The sequence below is a fragment of the Oceanobacillus sp. E9 genome (genome assembly GCF_001741975.1).
Lineage (GTDB): Bacteria > Bacillota > Bacilli > Bacillales > Amphibacillaceae > Oceanobacillus > Oceanobacillus kimchii.
In genome coordinates this window covers 33708-51270 of the sequence record NZ_LSNA01000006.1, presented here as the reverse complement: position 1 = coordinate 51270, position 17563 = coordinate 33708, and the positions used below count along the sequence as shown (strand labels likewise).

General features: G+C 35.4%; 13 protein-coding genes. 2 read left to right on the top strand and 11 right to left on the bottom strand.

Annotated features, from left to right (window positions below; all coding sequences use genetic code 11):
- Positions 1–2: 2 nt before the first annotated feature.
- From AQ616_RS07255 to desA, 4 genes are all read right to left on the bottom strand, one after another.
- Positions 3–224, bottom strand: coding sequence for a DUF3311 domain-containing protein (locus AQ616_RS07255; protein ID WP_481855788.1), 222 nt, complete (start codon positions 222–224; stop codon positions 3–5).
- Between the two features lie 460 nt (positions 225–684).
- Positions 685–1284, bottom strand: coding sequence for a response regulator transcription factor (locus AQ616_RS07250; protein ID WP_017798076.1), 600 nt, complete (start codon positions 1282–1284; stop codon positions 685–687).
- The gene (locus tag AQ616_RS07245; protein WP_017798077.1) at positions 1281–2423 is read right to left on the bottom strand and encodes a sensor histidine kinase; all 1143 of its coding nucleotides are present in this window, start codon (positions 2421–2423) and stop codon (positions 1281–1283) included. The genes AQ616_RS07250 and AQ616_RS07245 overlap by 4 nt, the downstream gene beginning before the upstream one ends.
- A 136-nt stretch (positions 2424–2559) precedes the next feature.
- The gene (gene desA / locus AQ616_RS07240; RefSeq protein WP_017798078.1) at positions 2560–3609 is read right to left on the bottom strand and encodes a Delta(5) desaturase DesA; all 1050 of its coding nucleotides are present in this window, start codon (positions 3607–3609) and stop codon (positions 2560–2562) included.
- Positions 3610–3951: 342 nt separating this feature from the next.
- Between desA and AQ616_RS07235 the strand changes: the two genes are divergently transcribed.
- A complete protein-coding gene (locus tag AQ616_RS07235) occupies positions 3952–4410 on the top strand; it encodes a helix-turn-helix domain-containing protein (RefSeq protein WP_026133826.1) in 459 nt (152 codons plus the stop codon).
- Positions 4411–4576: 166 nt separating this feature from the next.
- On the opposite strand, the gene AQ616_RS07230 is transcribed toward AQ616_RS07235, so the two are convergent.
- Positions 4577–5764 (bottom strand): M14 family zinc carboxypeptidase, encoded by a 1188-nt coding sequence (locus tag AQ616_RS07230; protein ID WP_069685390.1) that lies wholly within the window; start codon positions 5762–5764, stop codon positions 4577–4579.
- A gap of 349 nt (positions 5765–6113) precedes the next feature.
- Between AQ616_RS07230 and AQ616_RS07225 the strand changes: the two genes are divergently transcribed.
- Positions 6114–7292 (top strand): endonuclease, encoded by a 1179-nt coding sequence (locus tag AQ616_RS07225; RefSeq protein WP_017798081.1) that lies wholly within the window; start codon positions 6114–6116, stop codon positions 7290–7292.
- Between the two features lie 487 nt (positions 7293–7779).
- Here the strand turns inward: AQ616_RS07225 and AQ616_RS07220 are convergent, their stop codons facing one another.
- The 6 genes from AQ616_RS07220 to AQ616_RS07195 form a co-directional block, all read right to left on the bottom strand.
- Positions 7780–9183: an FIMAH domain-containing protein gene (locus tag AQ616_RS07220; protein WP_069685389.1), complete on the bottom strand. Its 1404-nt coding sequence runs from the start codon at positions 9181–9183 to the stop codon at positions 7780–7782.
- A gap of 451 nt (positions 9184–9634) precedes the next feature.
- Positions 9635–11632 (bottom strand): transketolase, encoded by a 1998-nt coding sequence (tkt, locus tag AQ616_RS07215; protein ID WP_069685388.1) that lies wholly within the window; start codon positions 11630–11632, stop codon positions 9635–9637.
- 61 nt (positions 11633–11693) lie between these two features.
- Positions 11694–13037: a PTS ascorbate transporter subunit IIC gene (locus AQ616_RS07210; protein ID WP_017798084.1), complete on the bottom strand. Its 1344-nt coding sequence runs from the start codon at positions 13035–13037 to the stop codon at positions 11694–11696.
- 30 nt (positions 13038–13067) lie between these two features.
- Entirely contained in the window at positions 13068–13349 is a 282-nt protein-coding gene (locus AQ616_RS07205; RefSeq protein ID WP_069685387.1) for a PTS sugar transporter subunit IIB, read from the bottom strand.
- Positions 13349–15388 carry a BglG family transcription antiterminator gene (locus AQ616_RS07200; RefSeq protein ID WP_069685386.1) on the bottom strand — a complete coding sequence of 680 codons (2040 nt, stop codon included), beginning with the start codon at positions 15386–15388 and terminating at the stop codon, positions 13349–13351. The genes AQ616_RS07205 and AQ616_RS07200 overlap by 1 nt, the downstream gene beginning before the upstream one ends.
- An 826-nt stretch (positions 15389–16214) precedes the next feature.
- Positions 16215–17549: an amidase gene (locus tag AQ616_RS07195; RefSeq protein ID WP_069685385.1), complete on the bottom strand. Its 1335-nt coding sequence runs from the start codon at positions 17547–17549 to the stop codon at positions 16215–16217.
- Positions 17550–17563: the final 14 nt, after the last annotated feature.

Sequence of the window (17563 nt, the reverse complement as noted above, 5' to 3'; positions counted from 1 at the left end):
CCCTATTCTTTGTTTTTCCCCCAGTTCGTCCGATATGCAATATATAAAACAACGCAACAAAACAACCACCAAAACAAAACCCAGCTAATAAGAAAAGGAAATCCAAAAATCATTGGTTCTACACGATTTGCAGCTAGAATAATAGGACTTTCTAGCATAATTAGCCCGAAGATTGTACATAAATGGTAAACATATTTTGATTTAAATATTTGCAAATTAATCACCCATCCCTATTTGGTAGAATTATTAATTGTCTTTACATTTTTTTGCTTAAATCAACAATATATATTATTGAGAAAATTATAAATATTAAAAGTTTGATTATCATTGGACGAAGTGTAAAAAGAATAGCTGACCGATGTTTCGAATTGTAAAAGAATGGTCCACCTCTTCTTCTTCTCTTTTGTTTATGTATAGGGAAACGATTAGTCTGGAATAAGTCCATTAGAAAACCACATAAAAAAACCTCCTTTTAACCTTTCATATCTTTATAACCGAAATGAAAAGTTAAAAGGAGGTGTAAACAATAAAAATTATACAAATTAAAACAATCTTATTTACGTATTAAGAACATACGCCGAACATGAAAGTTACAATAGAAAAGTATATTATTAAACCTTAGCTCTTTAATCACTAAACAAGTTCACATGATCGATACTAGAAAGTTTGCATAATACGGAGGAACTATTTAAACCAACCCTTTTCTTTTAATTTGGAAATGGCTTCAATACGGTTGCTGACATTCAATTTGTCCATGATTGTTGATACATAATTACGAACAGTACCATTTGTTAAATAAAGTTGACCTGCAATCTCTTTCGTTGTCTTCCCGTCGGCAATGAGTTTAAGCACTTGCTCCTCCCGCTCTGTCAGCGGATTTCCTTCCTCGTAGGCCATATCAATTAATTCTGGTGCATACACCTTGCGACCAGCCATAATAGCGCGAATTGAATTTGCTAATTCTTCACTAGGACTGTCCTTTAATAAATAACCGCTAACATTCGCTTTACGCGCTCGTTCAAAATATCCGGTACGAGCGAAAGTAGTTAAGACAATAACTTTACATTCATCATCTCGTAATACTTCTGCTGCATCTAACCCAGTCTTCACAGGCATTTCTATGTCCATGATACACACATCAGGCTTCCATTTCTCAACTAAGTTTAATACTTCTTCCCCATTCTTCGCCTGTCCAACCACTTCCATATCCTCTTCCATACTAAGAAGAGTGCCCAAAGCTCCGAGCAATAATTGTTGATCTTCGGCAATCACAATTCGAATCAATTCGACTCCTCCTGTTCCGTCTGTTGAATTACACGTGGCACTTGGATGGTAAGGATGGTTTTACTCTTATTCGTAGCATCAAACGACAAGGATCCATTAACGAATCCCAACCGCTCCTTCATTCCAAGAATTCCATTCCCTTTAAATGTATGTACCTTATCTTGAATACCTATACCATTATCTATAATGCGAATTGTCCATTCATCAGGTGTTTGCTTCATTACTATTTTACACTCTGTTGCCTCACTATGTTTCACCACATTTGTTACTGCTTCTTTTAAACACATACTTAATACATTTTCAATGAGTAATGGGGCATCCCAACGCTTAAGATTATCTTCCACTTCAAAAGTTATTTGTGCTACTTCAAGAAGTTGGCGAACACGGATAAGCTCATCTTTTAATCTGGTTCCTTTCATTCCAGAAACAAGTTCACGAACCTCTTTCAGAGCTGTTCTTGCTGTTTGATGGATATCCACCAACTCATTCTTCGCTGACTCAGGGTTAGCGTCAACTAATTTTCCAGCAAGTTCACTTTTTAGCCCCATAAGCGAAAGTTTTTGTCCCAATGTGTCATGCAAGTCTCGAGCAATGCGCTCACGTTCTTCGAGCACAATTAGTCGGGCGATTTTTTGATTGGCATTCTCTAGTTGATTTTCTAACTTCTCTCGTTTATTTCGATTATACATGGTAAACGGAAGTAAAATAACACCAATTACACAAATAATAATAAACGGCCATTGAGTATAAAACATCGCTTCTTGAATGAAAAAACCAATGCTTACTGCTGCCAGTGTCGTGACGAGATGGATAACATACAGTGAAATAAAACCAGCCTTATTCTGTATGTTCCCTATAAAGAAAGCTAAAAATAATGAAAAATATACATAACCAAAATATAGAGTTACTCCAACACTAATGAAGATTTCAATACCAACAGATACATAGACCGTCCAGCCTTTTTTAATAAACGCCAATCGGTAAGTTGCAAAGAATAAAACAATCATGATTACTCCAACAGCAATCTCTATTGGTGAAGAGGAGCGAAGCACAAAATAAAATGGAAGCAGACAAAATGCAATCCACGCAAAAAGACTAAGACCCGTATTTTTCGGAAATAGATGATACCAATGTTGCATTCCAATCTCTCCTCTATTCATTCCTTGTTCTGCTTAGTATAACAAAAACCCTTCATACGTGTTATAAAGGGTTTTGTTTCTAACCTATAATTTTTTATTTTTTCTAACCGTCATTAATCTATTTTGAGAAGAATGGTTATTTTTGAAAACTTGTTTTTCTTGATTTTAATTGTTGGTTTAATTTGTCTTCGTTCTCCATCTGCTTAAATTGCTTAAAAGAAACAAATGACTTGCTCTTTTCATCATACAAACGAAAACGAAGTGATTGTAAACTCGTTAATAACGTGATTGTTGTTGCTTTGTGCAATGGTGGTGTTGACTCATGTGCTTTCTCCAAGTGGTAGTTTGGAACCCTTGGGCTTAAATGGTGCACATGATGATAACCAATACTTCCTGTTATCCACTCGATTACCTTTGGAAGCTTATAATAAGAACTTCCATCAACTGCTGCTTTTACATAATCCCATTCATCTTCATTTTCAAAGTAAGAATCTTCAAACTGATGTTGCACATAGAACAACCAGATTCCTGCAGCTCCTGCAACAAATAAAATTGGTAATTGGACGACCAAAAACGCTTGCCAGCCAATAGCCCAAATCAATAAACCATAAATAGCTAAAATGGAAACATTGATTAGATATGTATTCCAGCGCTCTTTACGCTTGGCACCTTTTCGATTAAATCGGTTTGAAATCAAGAATAGATATGCCGGACCTAATCCAAACATAATAATTGGATTACGGTAAAGTCTGTACGCAAGTCTGCCCCAAAAGGAAGCATTCGCATACTCGTCCACTGTCATTACCCACACGTCACCAGTTCCACGTTTATCTAAATTACTACTTGTCGCGTGGTGAATAGCATGATCTCGTTTCCATTTTTCAAAAGCAAAGTGCGTGATAATACCCGATATCGTACCGACGATTCTGTTCGCTTTGGCATTTTTAAAAAATGACATATGCGTACAATCATGGAAAATGATAAAGATACGAACAACAAATCCTGCTGCAACAACCGATACTGCTAAAGAAAGCCAAATAGATACCGATAGGCTCTGATATGCCAGAAACCATAATAGGAAGAACGGCAAAATAGAATTTATTAGTTGAATAATGCTCGTCCTTGTATCTGACTTAGCAAAGACGGAAACACTTTTTCTTAATTGCGCTTGTTTTTGTTTACTCATGCTTTTCCTCCTCTAACAGGTTACATATTAGTACTATTCTAAACTTCGGATAAAGCTTTCATAAGTCATAAACGTCATGGAATGATATGACATTTGTCATATAGAGGTGTTGCTTTGAAATAAACTATGAAAATTTATACTATAGATTGATCATTTTAAATAAAGTCTGATGATTTATAAAAAAATTTGATACAATGACGTTGACAATATGGATTGTGATAATGCAACAGACGGGCGGAATAAATAAGGGGCAACACTAGGTTGCCCCTTGATGCACCTATAACTATCTTTACTATAGCTCTTCATCTCAGTAATAATGAAAAAGGAAAGGCGATGAACAATATGATTTTTGGTGACAAATTAAAAAAGGAACGAGAAAAAAGAGGTTGGTCACAAGACTATCTCGCTGAAAAAGTATATGTTAGTCGTCAATCAGTTTCAAAATGGGAGACTGGTAAAAATTATCCTAGCATCGAAGTGATTATCAATTTAAGTGACTTATTCGGTATCACGATAGATGAATTATTGAGGAGTGACGAAGAATTGAAAGAAAAAGTAATTCGAGATAGTAAACAACTGGCGCATCCAAAATGGAAAACTTTTTTTGACAGCTTATTTTTATTAGGTGCATTTTTATTATTAGTAAAGCTGATAATTTTGGGCTTGAATTATTTCATTGGTACAGAATTTTTGGTAACAGATGGGAAGCTAGTAAAAATCTTAGCCAACTTTTTACCATTAGCTATGATGATAATAGGCGGAATTGGTTCAGATAGTTTAAAGGATAAGTATATTGATTAACTAATTTGTATCATATTCAGCCAGATCAAAGGTCAGTCATAAGCTCAATGCATAGATTCCGCTTCCCTGTAACAAAAAACAAGCGTGGTATTTTTTATCCGTGTTTCATGAAAAATACCACGCTTTTCAATTCAATTAATCTATTCTAAACTAACTATATATATTATTACCGATCTGTTAGAGGAATCTTATCATAATCCTCTACATCCAATTCATAGACTTCATCCGTTGCAAGACTATTTAAAATTCCGTATAACCCTTCTTCAACAGCCTTAGTCAATTGTCCCATTTTCTTTTGACCAAAACTTTGCGTCTGTCCGGTAACTTCAAATAATACAGCTCCACTTCCATTTAGCGCAAACGAACCAAGTGCAGTACCTGGTAAATCTAAGTCCTGTGAATAAAGTGAAATATTGCCAAATGGTGAATTCCCCATCTGCTGTAATGCATCATAAGCAGCAACATTCAATTGTTTGGAAAAATCTTCATTATAAACGTCCGCATACTCACTATATTTCTCCCCTTCTGGTGTACTAGGGTGGGGTACAAATACACCCGATAGAGATAATGTAACTGGAATATCAGTACCATCGATTACATATTCACCTTGATGATGTAGGTCTATAAATACATCAACAGTACCAAATTGTTCTTGCAGATCTTTATAAACATCTCGGATTGTCTGAGCTTCGGGAGTAATAAACCATCCTGGTTCTGAAGAATTATTTGGGAAATCTTCAAATTGTGGTACATAATTCAAATTCGGATTAAAGTCTCGATTTACATCAAAACCTGGATTTGAAGCATAATCCCAATATTGGTTAGTATAAGTATAATAATTCCAAGATGGCTCTGCACCTTCCAATTGTGGGAACTGATTAATTACTTCATCCCAATTCAACTCATTACCACGACGATTCAATTCAGAGCCATCAGGATTGACCATTGGCATTGCCACAATTGTCACCTCTTCTCTAAGTTGTCTCATTTCTGGAGAGTTGTTTTTACCTATCTTTTTAATCATATTTAACAACGCTTTTGTACCTACTTTTTCATTTCCATGAATCTCACTTTGAATTAAAACAACTTTATCACCTGAACCAACTGTCGCCTTATAAATTTCACGATTGTGATTAGAATAACCAACAACATCTACTTCTACATTACCATTGCTTGTTCTTTCAATTTGATTAAGTTCTCTTGTTAATTCATCATGACTGATAAAACCTGAAACTGGTGGCATATTAATTTCTGACGCCTCTGAAATAACTGGGGAACCAGCAAACGGTGTTAACATCCCTGCACCTAACAAAATAGAACCACTCAACAATACAACCTGTCCTATACGTTTCATCTTATCCCTCCACATTTTTAGTTTATATGTAGAAGTATTCCTTCTATATCTATCAATTTCCTTCAAATAAATTAAAAATGAATCTATAATACTCCCATACTTTCAAAAAATTAAGTCATCTACCCTAACACTTTTTCAAAAATTAGGTTTAATGATCCTATTTGTCAGGACTAGGGGTTGCAAATAAATAAGTTGAGTGTGTTGTTAATACAAATCAATACTAACTCCCAGTATTTTCGACTACGACCTAACTCATATTTTTTGTTACAACAACTTTATACTTTGGTAAACCTAACTTTATAACAATGTTATATAATACAGTTGAACCTACCAAAAGGAGGAGAATCAATTGCAAAATATCCAAAAAAGAACACTGATTATAGCTCTTGTATTGCTTGCATCTGTATTATTGTTTATCCAACCATTAACAAATATTTTTGTGAATGCATCTTCAGGAGATGAATCAGTCTCGTCCCCATACACCGTCTCACAGGCTATTGCCAATCAAGATAATTCTAGTCAAACGGTTGAGGGATTTATTGTCGGCCAACCAGTCTCCACAACTTCAGTCATCACAAGTAACTTTCCAAATAATTACGCTTTGGCATTAGCTGACAGCCCTTCTGAAACGAACATAGAAGAAATGATTTACGTTCAAATACCATCTTCATTTCGAACTTCATTCGGCCTACAATCTAATCCTTCCATATTAGAAGAAAAAGTAAGAGTAACTGGTACACTTACAAACTATTTTGCGCATGCTGGAATAAAAGATGGCACTGCTTTTGAACTGCAGACGGACGACGAACAACCACCAGAAACAGATCCTGAAACTCCATCCCCAGACGGCTATTATGATGAAGCAGAAGGTAAATCAGGAGAACAATTAAAATCTGCTCTACACAACATCATTGATGATCATACGGAAATCTCCTATTCAAATGTTTGGGAAGCACTACGTGAAACAGATGAAGATCCAAATAACTCCAATAATGTACTTCTTCTTTATACTGGTCGTTCACAAGGGAAAAACGAAAACGGTGGAAATGCGGATGACTGGAATCGCGAACATGTTTGGGCAAAATCTCACGGAGACTTCGGTACATCGATGGGGCCTGGCACAGACCTCCATCATTTAAGACCAACAGATGCTTCTGTAAACAGTTCCAGAAGTAACCTCGACTTTGATGATGGTGGCAGCGAACATACAGAGGCAAGCGGAAACTACTATGACTCCGATTCCTGGGAACCAAGGGATAGTGTAAAAGGTGATGTGGCAAGAATGATTTTTTATATGGATGTACGTTATGAAGGTGATAGCGGCGAACTAGATTTAGAATTAAATGATCGAGTCAATAATGGATCTGCACCATATCACGGAAAACTATCCGTATTACTGGAGTGGCATGAGGAAGATCCGGTTGATGATTTTGAAAGAAGAAGAAACGACATTATCTACAACGATTACCAGCATAACCGTAATCCATTTATTGATCACCCGGAATGGGTGAGAGAAATTTGGGATTAATTATTGTTGGAAGAATTCGGTGCATAGTGCTTTATAATCAAACTTTTGTAATCGATTGATTTTTCCCTTGTCGTAGTCGCTTTACTGGAATACAATTTAGGGATATTACATCGCTAAGCTTGCAAGGTTGGATATGGATGATGATGGGGAAATTTACAGGAGTTTTCTTATTTACTATAACGTTAATTGCGGTTGAACAATCCAAAGAAGAATGATTTATTTTATTACAAAAACTCGCCCACTACCGGGCGAGTTTTTGTAATAATTGTAATCAGGTATTGTTGGTCTATGGGAACAGAATATATCCCTCTAAAACTCATTGATTTGGGATTTGCATGTTTATCCCAAACTAGCCAATCAGCTACTAAAAAATAAAATCTAACTTTAAAGGATAGTCAACAATTTAGGATAACGTGGTATGAAATGGGTAATTTAGCTAATCTATTAAGTTATTTTCCCATCCTTCAAGTAAAATGTTTGCATTCGTTTAAGGTTTATTTTCCCATCTTTCAAGTAAAAGATTAATGTCACTATTGAGTCTGTTATAAGCTTCTTGTCCAATTAGTTTGTTTTCTCGCTGATTTTCTAGTAAAACTTTAAATCCATTCAAATGCTTGACCATTTTTTCGCTATTCTCTTGGTTTTCATAGATTTCTAGAGTAGCTAAATGGTTATCTACTAAACGAGCATCGCTATCATTTTTAAATTGTTCTTCTTCCGTAAAGCGTACCATAACATCTCTCATATCTGTTATGTTGTTTGTCCAATACCTAGGAATTTCTGTAAGGAAATCGTCACCGTTTAAATTATCAATAGAACCATCAGCCATATGAGAAATAATCCCCCATAACCCGTTTTCCACACGATCTACTAGGTCTTGATCATAACCAAATTGAGGTTGCTGACCAGGCATTTCAAAAAGAACAGTTGCCGTTCCATTAAGAGCAAATGCAGATCTAGCTTGTCCAGGAAAATCACGTTCTTGAAAGTGGATATACTGTGCTACACCAGGCTCCTCTTTCTCTGAGAATTCCTTAACCCCAAGAGCTGCAGCTAATGCATAACGTTTAGACCTATCCTGATCCAACAATGGATAATCATCGTATTTTGTGCTGTCGTCTGGTCCTAATGGTGGATAGTCTATTGCAATTGTTACGTCTTCACCTGTTTTATTCATTACTGGGGTGCCCATGTGATGAATATCAGCATAAGCTTCTACATGACCAAACTCATCTTGCAACTCCAAATAAAGATTTCTCAGTAATTGAGATTCATTAGTTATGAAGAAACCAAAATCATTAGTGTGTCCAGGTAAATCTTCAGCTACTACTTCATAGTTCAAATCAGCATTAAAATCACGATTAAGGTCAAAGCCACCATTTCTCTCATTATAATACCATGCAGGGGTAGCGCCCTCTAAATGTGGATAAGTAGAAATAACTTCTTCCCATGGAAAGATATTTTGTCTTTGAGGTATCTCGAGACCATCAACATTATATCGTGGAATAGCCACTATAGTAACCTCATCACGAACAGATTGTGCAAATGAGCTATCGCTAGTACCAAGGTATTCTAATATTTCTATAAGTGCCTCGCCACCACTTTTTTCATTTCCATGTATGCTACCAGTAATTAATAACACTTGACCTCCAGTACCAATACGCGCAGATATAACTTCATTTCCTTGTGTAGAATAACCTGCGACATCAGTCTCAACTTTTCCATCACTAGCGTCTACAATTTCGCTTAGTCTTTCAAGGAATTCTTCATTGGTCATCCAATCTCTTTCAGATTCAGCTGAAACCCCACTCACTGGAATTAACATTATAAGTAAGACAGTTACAAAAAATATAAATCTCTTCCAAATATCATTTTTTATAATAGCCACCATAATATCCTCCTCGTAATATATCAATCTACAATTTCACATTGTTCCCAATAGTAACAGAGAAGAAGTTTTACCATGAATACTTATAATTTACTAAAAACCCCCCTACGTTTATTTTTGTTTACATCCAAGATTTTCACTTTATAATTACAACTATTCTTTCTACATATTACGATTTCCTTCAAGTAAATTATAAATGAATCTAATATACTCTATCGCTTTCAAGAATTGAGGCTTCTTCCCTAACAAATCTTCATAAATTTGGTTTATTGTTCCTATATATAAGGACTAGGTATTGCAAAACACTAAAAAATCACAATTTCTAAATATATTTAAGCATTTTATAAAGATTGTTGATGAAGTTTGCTATTCTTTATTAGCTTTCTATCTTTAAATTTTCATTAAAAAAAGGATAACCTTAAAGGCTACCCTTTCCAAATCATATTTACATATTTTATATTAATTCTTTAAATTTATTTACCACATTCTCTACCGTAAATCCATACTGCTCAATTACTTCGTCTCCTGGAGCAGATGCTCCAAATGTATCAATACTCATTACAATACCTCTACTACCAGCATATTCTCTCCACCCTACTTTGGAGCCCATTTCAACGGTCAATCGTTTATGCAAGTCCTTTGGCAGTATACTTTCTTGGTATTCAGTTGATTGTTTTTCAAACAGGTCCCAAGATGGCATACTTACCACATTCACATGAATCCCTTCATCGGATAAACGGGTTTGAGCATTAATAGATAGAGAAACTTCGGAACCCGCTGCAATAATAATCCCATCAGCTTCACCCTTCGCCTCAGATACTATATAAGCTCCTTTACGTACCCCTTCACTTGCCAATTTCTCTGTTTCTTTTAATGTAGGTAACCCTTGTCTTCCTAAAACTAGCATTGTAGGATGACTTTTTTCTTCCACAGCAATCTTCCATGCTTCTCTTGTTTCGTTAGCATCCGCAGGACGAATGACTGAAATCCCTGGCATTGCTCGAAATGCAGCAAGATGTTCGACTGGTTGATGTGTCGGTCCATCTTGCCCGACAGCAATCGAATCATGTGTAAACACATAGATCACTGGCAATTCCATTAAGGAAGCTAGCCTAATTGCTGGGCGCAAGTAATCTGAAAAAACGAAGAAAGTACTGACAAAAGATCGTAAATGATGTAATGCCATTCCATTAGCAATTGCTCCCATGGCGAACTCTCTCACACCAAACCGAACATTTCTACCAGAATAATCATTACGGCTAAAATCTACATAATCTTTTAATCTCGTTTTTGTTGATGAATCGAGGTCAGCAGACCCACCTACTAGTTCAGATAGCTTACTAGCTAATGCATTTAATGTTTCACTCGATGCAACCCTTGTAGCAAGCGTATCACCTACGGAATAAACTGGAAGACCGTTATCCCACGCTTCAGGAAGCTCTCCATGGATGATTCTTTTCAACTCTTTTGCTAATTCCGGGTATTCATTTTGGTATTCAACAAATAAGTCATTCCATTCTTGTTCTTTTTCTACACCATTTGCTTTTATACTATTAAAATCCTTATATACTTCTTCCGGCACATGAAATGCTTCATGTTTCCAGTTATAAAATTCTTTTGTTCGTTCGATTTCTTCCCTACCTAGTGGATCGCTATGTGCATCACTTGTACCCTGTAAGGAAGGAGATCCATAACCAATAACTGTTTTTACTTCTATAATCGTAGGTCTATTTTCATCGGATTTCGCTTGTTCTAAAGCAATTTGAATAGCTTCAATATCATTTCCATCTTCTACATATAAATATTGCCAATTAAAAGATTCAAACCTTTTTTTGATATCCTCGGAAAAAGACAACCCAAGTCCACCATCTAAGCTAATATCATTTGAATCATACATTACAATTAATCGTCCGAGGTTCAAGTGACCGGCTAGTGATGCAGCTTCATAAGATACACCTTCCATAAGATCGCCATCCCCACAAATGGTATATGTGTAATGGTCAACTACAGGGAAATCTTTTCTATTATATGTTTCAGCCAAATGTCTTTCTGCCAATGCCATTCCGACACTTACTGGAATCCCTTGCCCAAGTGGTCCTGTTGTTGCTTCCACTCCTGGAGTTATTCCATATTCAGGATGTCCAGGTGTTTTACTTCCCCATTGTCTTGTATTTTTTAAGTCTTCAACCGTAACATCAAACCCAGAAAGATGCAGCAGATTATACAATAGATTTGACCCATGTCCAGCTGACAATACAAATCTATCACGATTAAACCAACTCGGATTTTCAGGATTAATATTCAACACATTTTTCCAGAGACTATATGCCATAGAGGCTGCACCCATGGGCATTCCTGGATGACCATGCTGTGCTTTTTCCACACTATCAATAGTTAACGTACGTATCGTGTTAATAGCTAATTCAGAAACTGTCGAACTTCTTGTTGCCATATAAGAGACCTCCTATATTATCAAGACCATTGTCTTATTGGTTATTTTATAAATAAAATGTCTAGGTAATTTTGTTTTGCTTCTTCTTTTTAAATGGTATTGCCATTAGTACGATAATTACAATTAAACTTACTGTAATAGCAATTGGTCCTGCATAATTAGCCAAGGAGCCAAAGAAAATACCAGTTACACCAAAATCAGCATCAGAAAATGTCGTATTAGCAAAACCTAAATCTCCTAGTACTGGCATTAAGAACACTGGTAGGAACGAAATAATTATCCCGTTCACAAAGGCTCCTGTAATAGCACCTCTAAATCCCCCAGTCGCATTACCAAAAACTCCTGCGGCAGCTCCTGTGAAAAAGTGAGGTACAACACCTGGAAGAATTATAATACCTCCAGTAAAAATCATAATAAACATACTGAATATCCCACCAACAAAACTTGCAAAGAAACCAATTAACACTGCATTCGGTGCATACGTAAACACAATCGGTACATCAAGTGCCGGTTTCGCATTCGGTACCAGTTTAGTAGAAATTCCTTTAAATGCTGGTACGATTTCGGCTAGAACTAAACGTACTCCTGATAGTATGATAAATACTCCTGCTGCAAAACTACCAGCTTGAATTAGAGAGAATACTAGAAAGTTCGTGCCTCCACTTAGTTCACTTTCGATAAATGAAGGTCCTGCAAAAAGCGCTACAATTAAATACATCAGGATCATTGTTAAAGCTATACTAACTGTACTATCTCGTAAAAAGCCTAATCCTTTAGGAAAGTTAATATTTTCAGTAGAATTTTCCTTACTGTCTTTAAAAAGTTTACCTACTAAACCACTCGCAGCATAACCTACAGCACTAAAGTGACCAAGCGCAACATTATCATTTCCAGTTAATTGACGCATAAATGGCTGAAGAATAGCTGGAGACAATGTCATCACAATACCAAGAGCAACAGATCCTGCAGCAATTAATCCAACTGTGTCGAACCCTGCTACAGCCATAATTACAGCTAGCATCGCTGCAAGATAAAGGGTATGATGACCAGTCAAGAAAATATATTTGAAACGGGTAAATCGAGCTATTAAGATGTTGACAACCATCCCAAAGAACATGATTAAAGCAGTATTTCTTCCAAATTCAGATAATGCTAAAGCAACAATTGCTTCATTATTCGGTACAACCCCACTAACATTAAACGCTTCTTCAAACATTGCACCAAAAGGCACCAGTGAAGTTTCTAAGATACCTGCTCCAGCTGAAATTACAAGAAAACCAACAAAAGTTTTTGTCGTTCCTTTGATGGTATCAGGCATATTCTTTCTTTGTGCAATTAAACCAATTAAAGCAATAAGTGCTACTAAAATTGCCGGTTCACTCAAAATATCAATTAAGACTTTCATTGCTTTCCCCCCTTTTTTAATACTCTACTGTTAAACCAGTCCTTTTTCTTCCACTACTTGTTTTACTTTAATTCTTAATTCATCCATATCAATGATGCTCTCCATAACGACCACTTCACCTAAATGTGATCCCCCTTCAGCAATATCTTTTGCAAGGAAAAATACATCAGCATCTCCCGGAGCTGCCGAACTCAAATCAGAATGAGATACTTCAACACCTGTTACACCTAGTTCGTTTAAAATTTGGTTGATATTCATCTCTACCATAAAACTCGTTCCTAAACCTGATCCACAAACAGCTAAAAATTTCATTATTGATTCTCTCCTTTTTTTATAATTTCAATGACTTGCTCTGCCGTTTCAGCTGATTTTAAAGAGTCTAGTAATTCATTGTCACCTAAAATTTTTGTTAACTGTGCAAGTGCCTTTAGATGTGCTTCACTATCTATCGCAGCTAAACAAATAAAGATATCAATTTTATGTTCCTCCTGATTTAAAAGCAAAACTGATGATTTTGTTCTAAGGAAGGACATCCCTAGCTGATTCACTCCATTTTCCGGTCTCGCATGTGGAATAGCGACCCCTTTTCCAATGTGAATATACGTACCCACTTCTTCCACTTTCTTTATCATCGCATCCACATACTGCTTCTGTATTTTATTGGATTCTACCAATGGTTGTGATGCTTTATTGATTGCATTTCTCCAATCCAATTTTTCCTCTGTAAAATGGATTGTTTCTTTTGTTAATAACTCTGATAACATTGGTTTGTCCATCCCCTTGATTTTGTTTTGTGCATAAAATAAATGAACTATTTCGGAATATAGCTTATATTCATCTTTTACCTCTGAATGTTTCTTAATTAGCTCCATTAACTGATCCACCGAGACATTTCGTTCATTCAACCTTGGAAATTGTTGTAATACGGATCGAATTAAATAATTCTTTTCCACATCTGATAGTAAAGGTTTAACCATGAAGACTGGCTTTACGGAAGTAACACGAACCGTTGAAAATACTACGTCATACGTGTCTGTAGGTATATCTTCCAATCTGTCACGATTACTTACTCTCAACAAACGAATATCAGGAAACAGTTCTCTTAATTGCGCCTCTAACATGATTGACGAGCTTACTCCATTCGAACAGATAATTAACCCAGTTATTTTCTCTGAATTCATCTTTTTACCTTTATCCAAGAACCCCCCGAAAAGTATAGTGAAAAATCCAATTTCATCTTTGCTAATTTCTTTGCCAGTCCAAAGCGTCAACGGGGTTAATGATCGCTTAACAAATTGAAAAAGTTCTGTATACTCCGTCTGTATTCGATCAGTTAATGGATTAAAAAGCGGAATCTCAAATGAAATTCTAAAAAATGCTGGAACTAAATGATTATATAGACTTTGCTTTAGAAACTCTTTATCTTCAATTGGTAGTAACGTATTTTTTTCAAATTCATCCATAATCTGTCCTGCTAATACCTCTAAAGCAGGATTTTCAGATATTGGGACTACATGAAGTGTCATCAATAACTGTATCGTTACAAAATAACTTTCCTCCTCACCTCCTCCAGGAAATAATTTTCTTGATAATGCTTTACCATGCTTAAACATACTCTGCCCTTCAAGCATCTGTTTTTCTAAACTTTTAAAAGATAACTCCTTCTTCAACAGACGAACTTTTATTAGAGTTAGGTAGATAATCATCTCTGTTTTTCTACTTTTAACTAACGATAGCTCTTTAGACTCCAAATACTGATCAATAATCTGCTGTGTTTCTACAAGAACTTCTTCCTTACCCCAAGACTTAAGTGCCAAGACAATTATTTCTTTCCCAAGTGGTTGAGACAGTAAATGATTGACACAATATATTGCTAGCCTCCGCTTGTCTAATTCAGTACCAACAAAATGATATCCATCCAAACGAGTATAAATAAAGTCAACATTCCTATTCTTACTTATTTCTTTCAATCTTTTTACATCGTTAAGAGCTGTATTCTTACTAACTCCCAGTAACAGCTGAATATGGTAATTAGAAATAGGCTCTCTTCTAATAAATGTATACAAATAGATCAAGTATGATCTATCCTGTTCAGATATAACGAACTGATTAGCATTAAGATCTAAATTGTTAGTTTTAAATAACGTCTTTAGTTGTTTCTTAATAATAATGACCTGGTTCGATATTTTAATTGACGGTAAGTCATTGACCGTTAGTACTTCGTTCACTTTCTCCAAGTCATACATCAACTGTCGTTCAGATAAGTTTAATTGGATTAATATCTCTTGCTTTGTTATTTTGTCATGTTTTATTAATTCTTCTAACAATTTATAAGATCGTTGATCAAACAATGGGTACCCTCCAAATCTTAATCTTATTGTAAAACGCTTACAATGCTGATTCAATACAAATTGAACCCAACTTTTGCAATGATATTCGAACACTAATTGGGCTATTCAATGTTAGATAATTGGTCTAAGTTTTCTTTATACTAATATACATACACATTGGATATTAGATACTACGTTTTAGATTTATCTAATTCGATTCTTAGATAAATTTAGGCATAAAAAATACCACTTTTTTACAAGTGGTGCCTATAGTGATTATTCTGTTTGACGCTACATGTAACATATTTGATCTTCGAAATTCCCCGCTTCCTTCAATAACCCATCAATTACTTCCATCCTAAACATAATAGGCTCAGACCAGAATGTAATCATTCTTAGTAATGCGGAAAAAATGAACCATCTGTGTAAAGTTTCTCGCAGCCATTTGTGGACGATTGAGTCAGTGTCTATGGAGCTGGTTTTAGTATGGAATAATTTCACAGAATTAAATAGCTACTATTATTTATAATTAAAAACTGTTTTAATCTAATGACAATAAAAATACTATGGAAGACAATTAATCTCCCGTAGTATTTTCCTCTATTAATCTTGTTAATAAAAACCCAAAAAAATCCATTGCAATACTTCTTCAAGTAAATACTCTGTGTTACGATTCAACAAATCATATGCGTCATCGGAAATCAGCTCTTCATCTCGATGATATTCCAAGAGATTTTATAAACTCTTGAAATGCTTCAACTATTTATTGTTTGCCCGTTTTATTCATAACGAATAGTAAGTTCTTGATCTCCTATCACAGTTGAATCGAATACAGAAATCTAATAATCTATTTGATAAACTGTTCATATATTTTTCCCGTTTTAAAAAGAAGATCCTCTCTATAATAGCTTGTAATCATTTGAAAGCCTAGAGAAACACCATCCTCTTTCATCCCAGAAGGCATTGTCAATGCAGGATGACCCGTAAAATTAAATGGAGAAGTATTTCGAACCATATAGTCTCCAATTGCCTCATATTCTTTCCCGTTAAATACCTGTTCTTCATGAATATACGGAGGAAGAATTGGCATTGTCGGTGTTATCATGATATCTACTTCCTTTAGGAGACTATCCATTTTAAATTTCCATTCTTCTCTTATCTTGAGAGCATTCAGATATTCAAATGCAAGTATGTTATTTCCTTTTTTAAAGGTTTGTACTAACCCTTCATTGTATGATTGTTTATGAAGTGTATACTTTTCATTATGTCCAACCGTAATTTCTGAGGTTCCTATTGTTCTAGACAACTTTAACGAATCATTATTCAGAAAGGAGACGTCGACATTTTTAAGCTGAGCTCCTAACTTTACCAGATGATTTATCACCATTTCCATCATCAAATTCGTAGTATTATCATTAAATTCATTAAAATACACATTGGGAAGACCAATCTTTACATCGTTTAATCCGTTTTTATCATCAAATTTTCCGTATTTTGTTCCGGTGAGTGCCTCCATTAAATATTTTGTATCATCAATATTATTTGCAATAACTCCAATGTGATCCAATGTCCATGAAAGAGGCATTACTCCTTTCATTCCTATCAACCCAGTTGTAGGCTTGACTCCTACAACTCCACAGCAAGCTGCCGGTACTCGTACTGATCCTGAGGTATCTGTTCCAATTGAACCGATGCTTAATTCTGCTGCAACAGATACGGCAGATCCGCTGCTTGATCCTCCTGCGGTTCTATTCTTATTCAGAGGATTAAGTACATTTCCGAAATGTTCGTTCTTAGAGGTAACATCTGCCGCATATTCAGACATGTTATTTTTCCCTAAGGTAATACAGCCTGATACCTCCAATACATTTACCACTTCTGCATTACTTTTGGCAATATTATTTTTATCAATTTTCGATCCATTTGTTGTAGGGAATCCCGCAATGTCAATCGCATCTTTAAATGAAGTTGGTATACCGTACAAATTCATTTTCTCTCTGTTTTTCCATGTTGCTTCAACTTTTTCAGCCTGCTCAAGAGCTCTTTCTTCCATTAAGGTAATATAGGAATGAAGCGTCGTATCCATTTCTTTAATTCTCTTTAAGTAATTATTAGTGATTTCAATAGGAGAATATGTACGCCTTTTATATCCTTCTAAAAGCTCTTCTATAGAAAATCCCATAGAAACTCTCCTCT

What these genes read in the sequence shown, in the direction of transcription:
- AQ616_RS07245 (WP_017798077.1), bottom strand. Translation starts at nt 2,423, where the DNA reads ATGCAACATTGGTATCATCTATTTCCGAAAAATACGGGTCTTAGTCTT.
- desA (WP_017798078.1), bottom strand. Translation starts at nt 3,609, where the DNA reads ATGAGTAAACAAAAACAAGCGCAATTAAGAAAAAGTGTTTCCGTCTTT.
- AQ616_RS07235 (WP_026133826.1), top strand. Translation starts at nt 3,952, where the DNA reads ATGATTTTTGGTGACAAATTAAAAAAGGAACGAGAAAAAAGAGGTTGG.
- AQ616_RS07230 (WP_069685390.1), bottom strand. Translation starts at nt 5,764, where the DNA reads ATGAAACGTATAGGACAGGTTGTATTGTTGAGTGGTTCTATTTTGTTA.
- AQ616_RS07220 (WP_069685389.1), bottom strand. Translation starts at nt 9,183, where the DNA reads ATGGTGGCTATTATAAAAAATGATATTTGGAAGAGATTTATATTTTTT.
- tkt (WP_069685388.1), bottom strand. Translation starts at nt 11,632, where the DNA reads ATGGCAACAAGAAGTTCGACAGTTTCTGAATTAGCTATTAACACGATA.
- AQ616_RS07210 (WP_017798084.1), bottom strand. Translation starts at nt 13,037, where the DNA reads ATGAAAGTCTTAATTGATATTTTGAGTGAACCGGCAATTTTAGTAGCA.
- AQ616_RS07205 (WP_069685387.1), bottom strand. Translation starts at nt 13,349, where the DNA reads ATGAAATTTTTAGCTGTTTGTGGATCAGGTTTAGGAACGAGTTTTATG.
- AQ616_RS07195 (WP_069685385.1), bottom strand. Translation starts at nt 17,549, where the DNA reads ATGGGATTTTCTATAGAAGAGCTTTTAGAAGGATATAAAAGGCGTACA.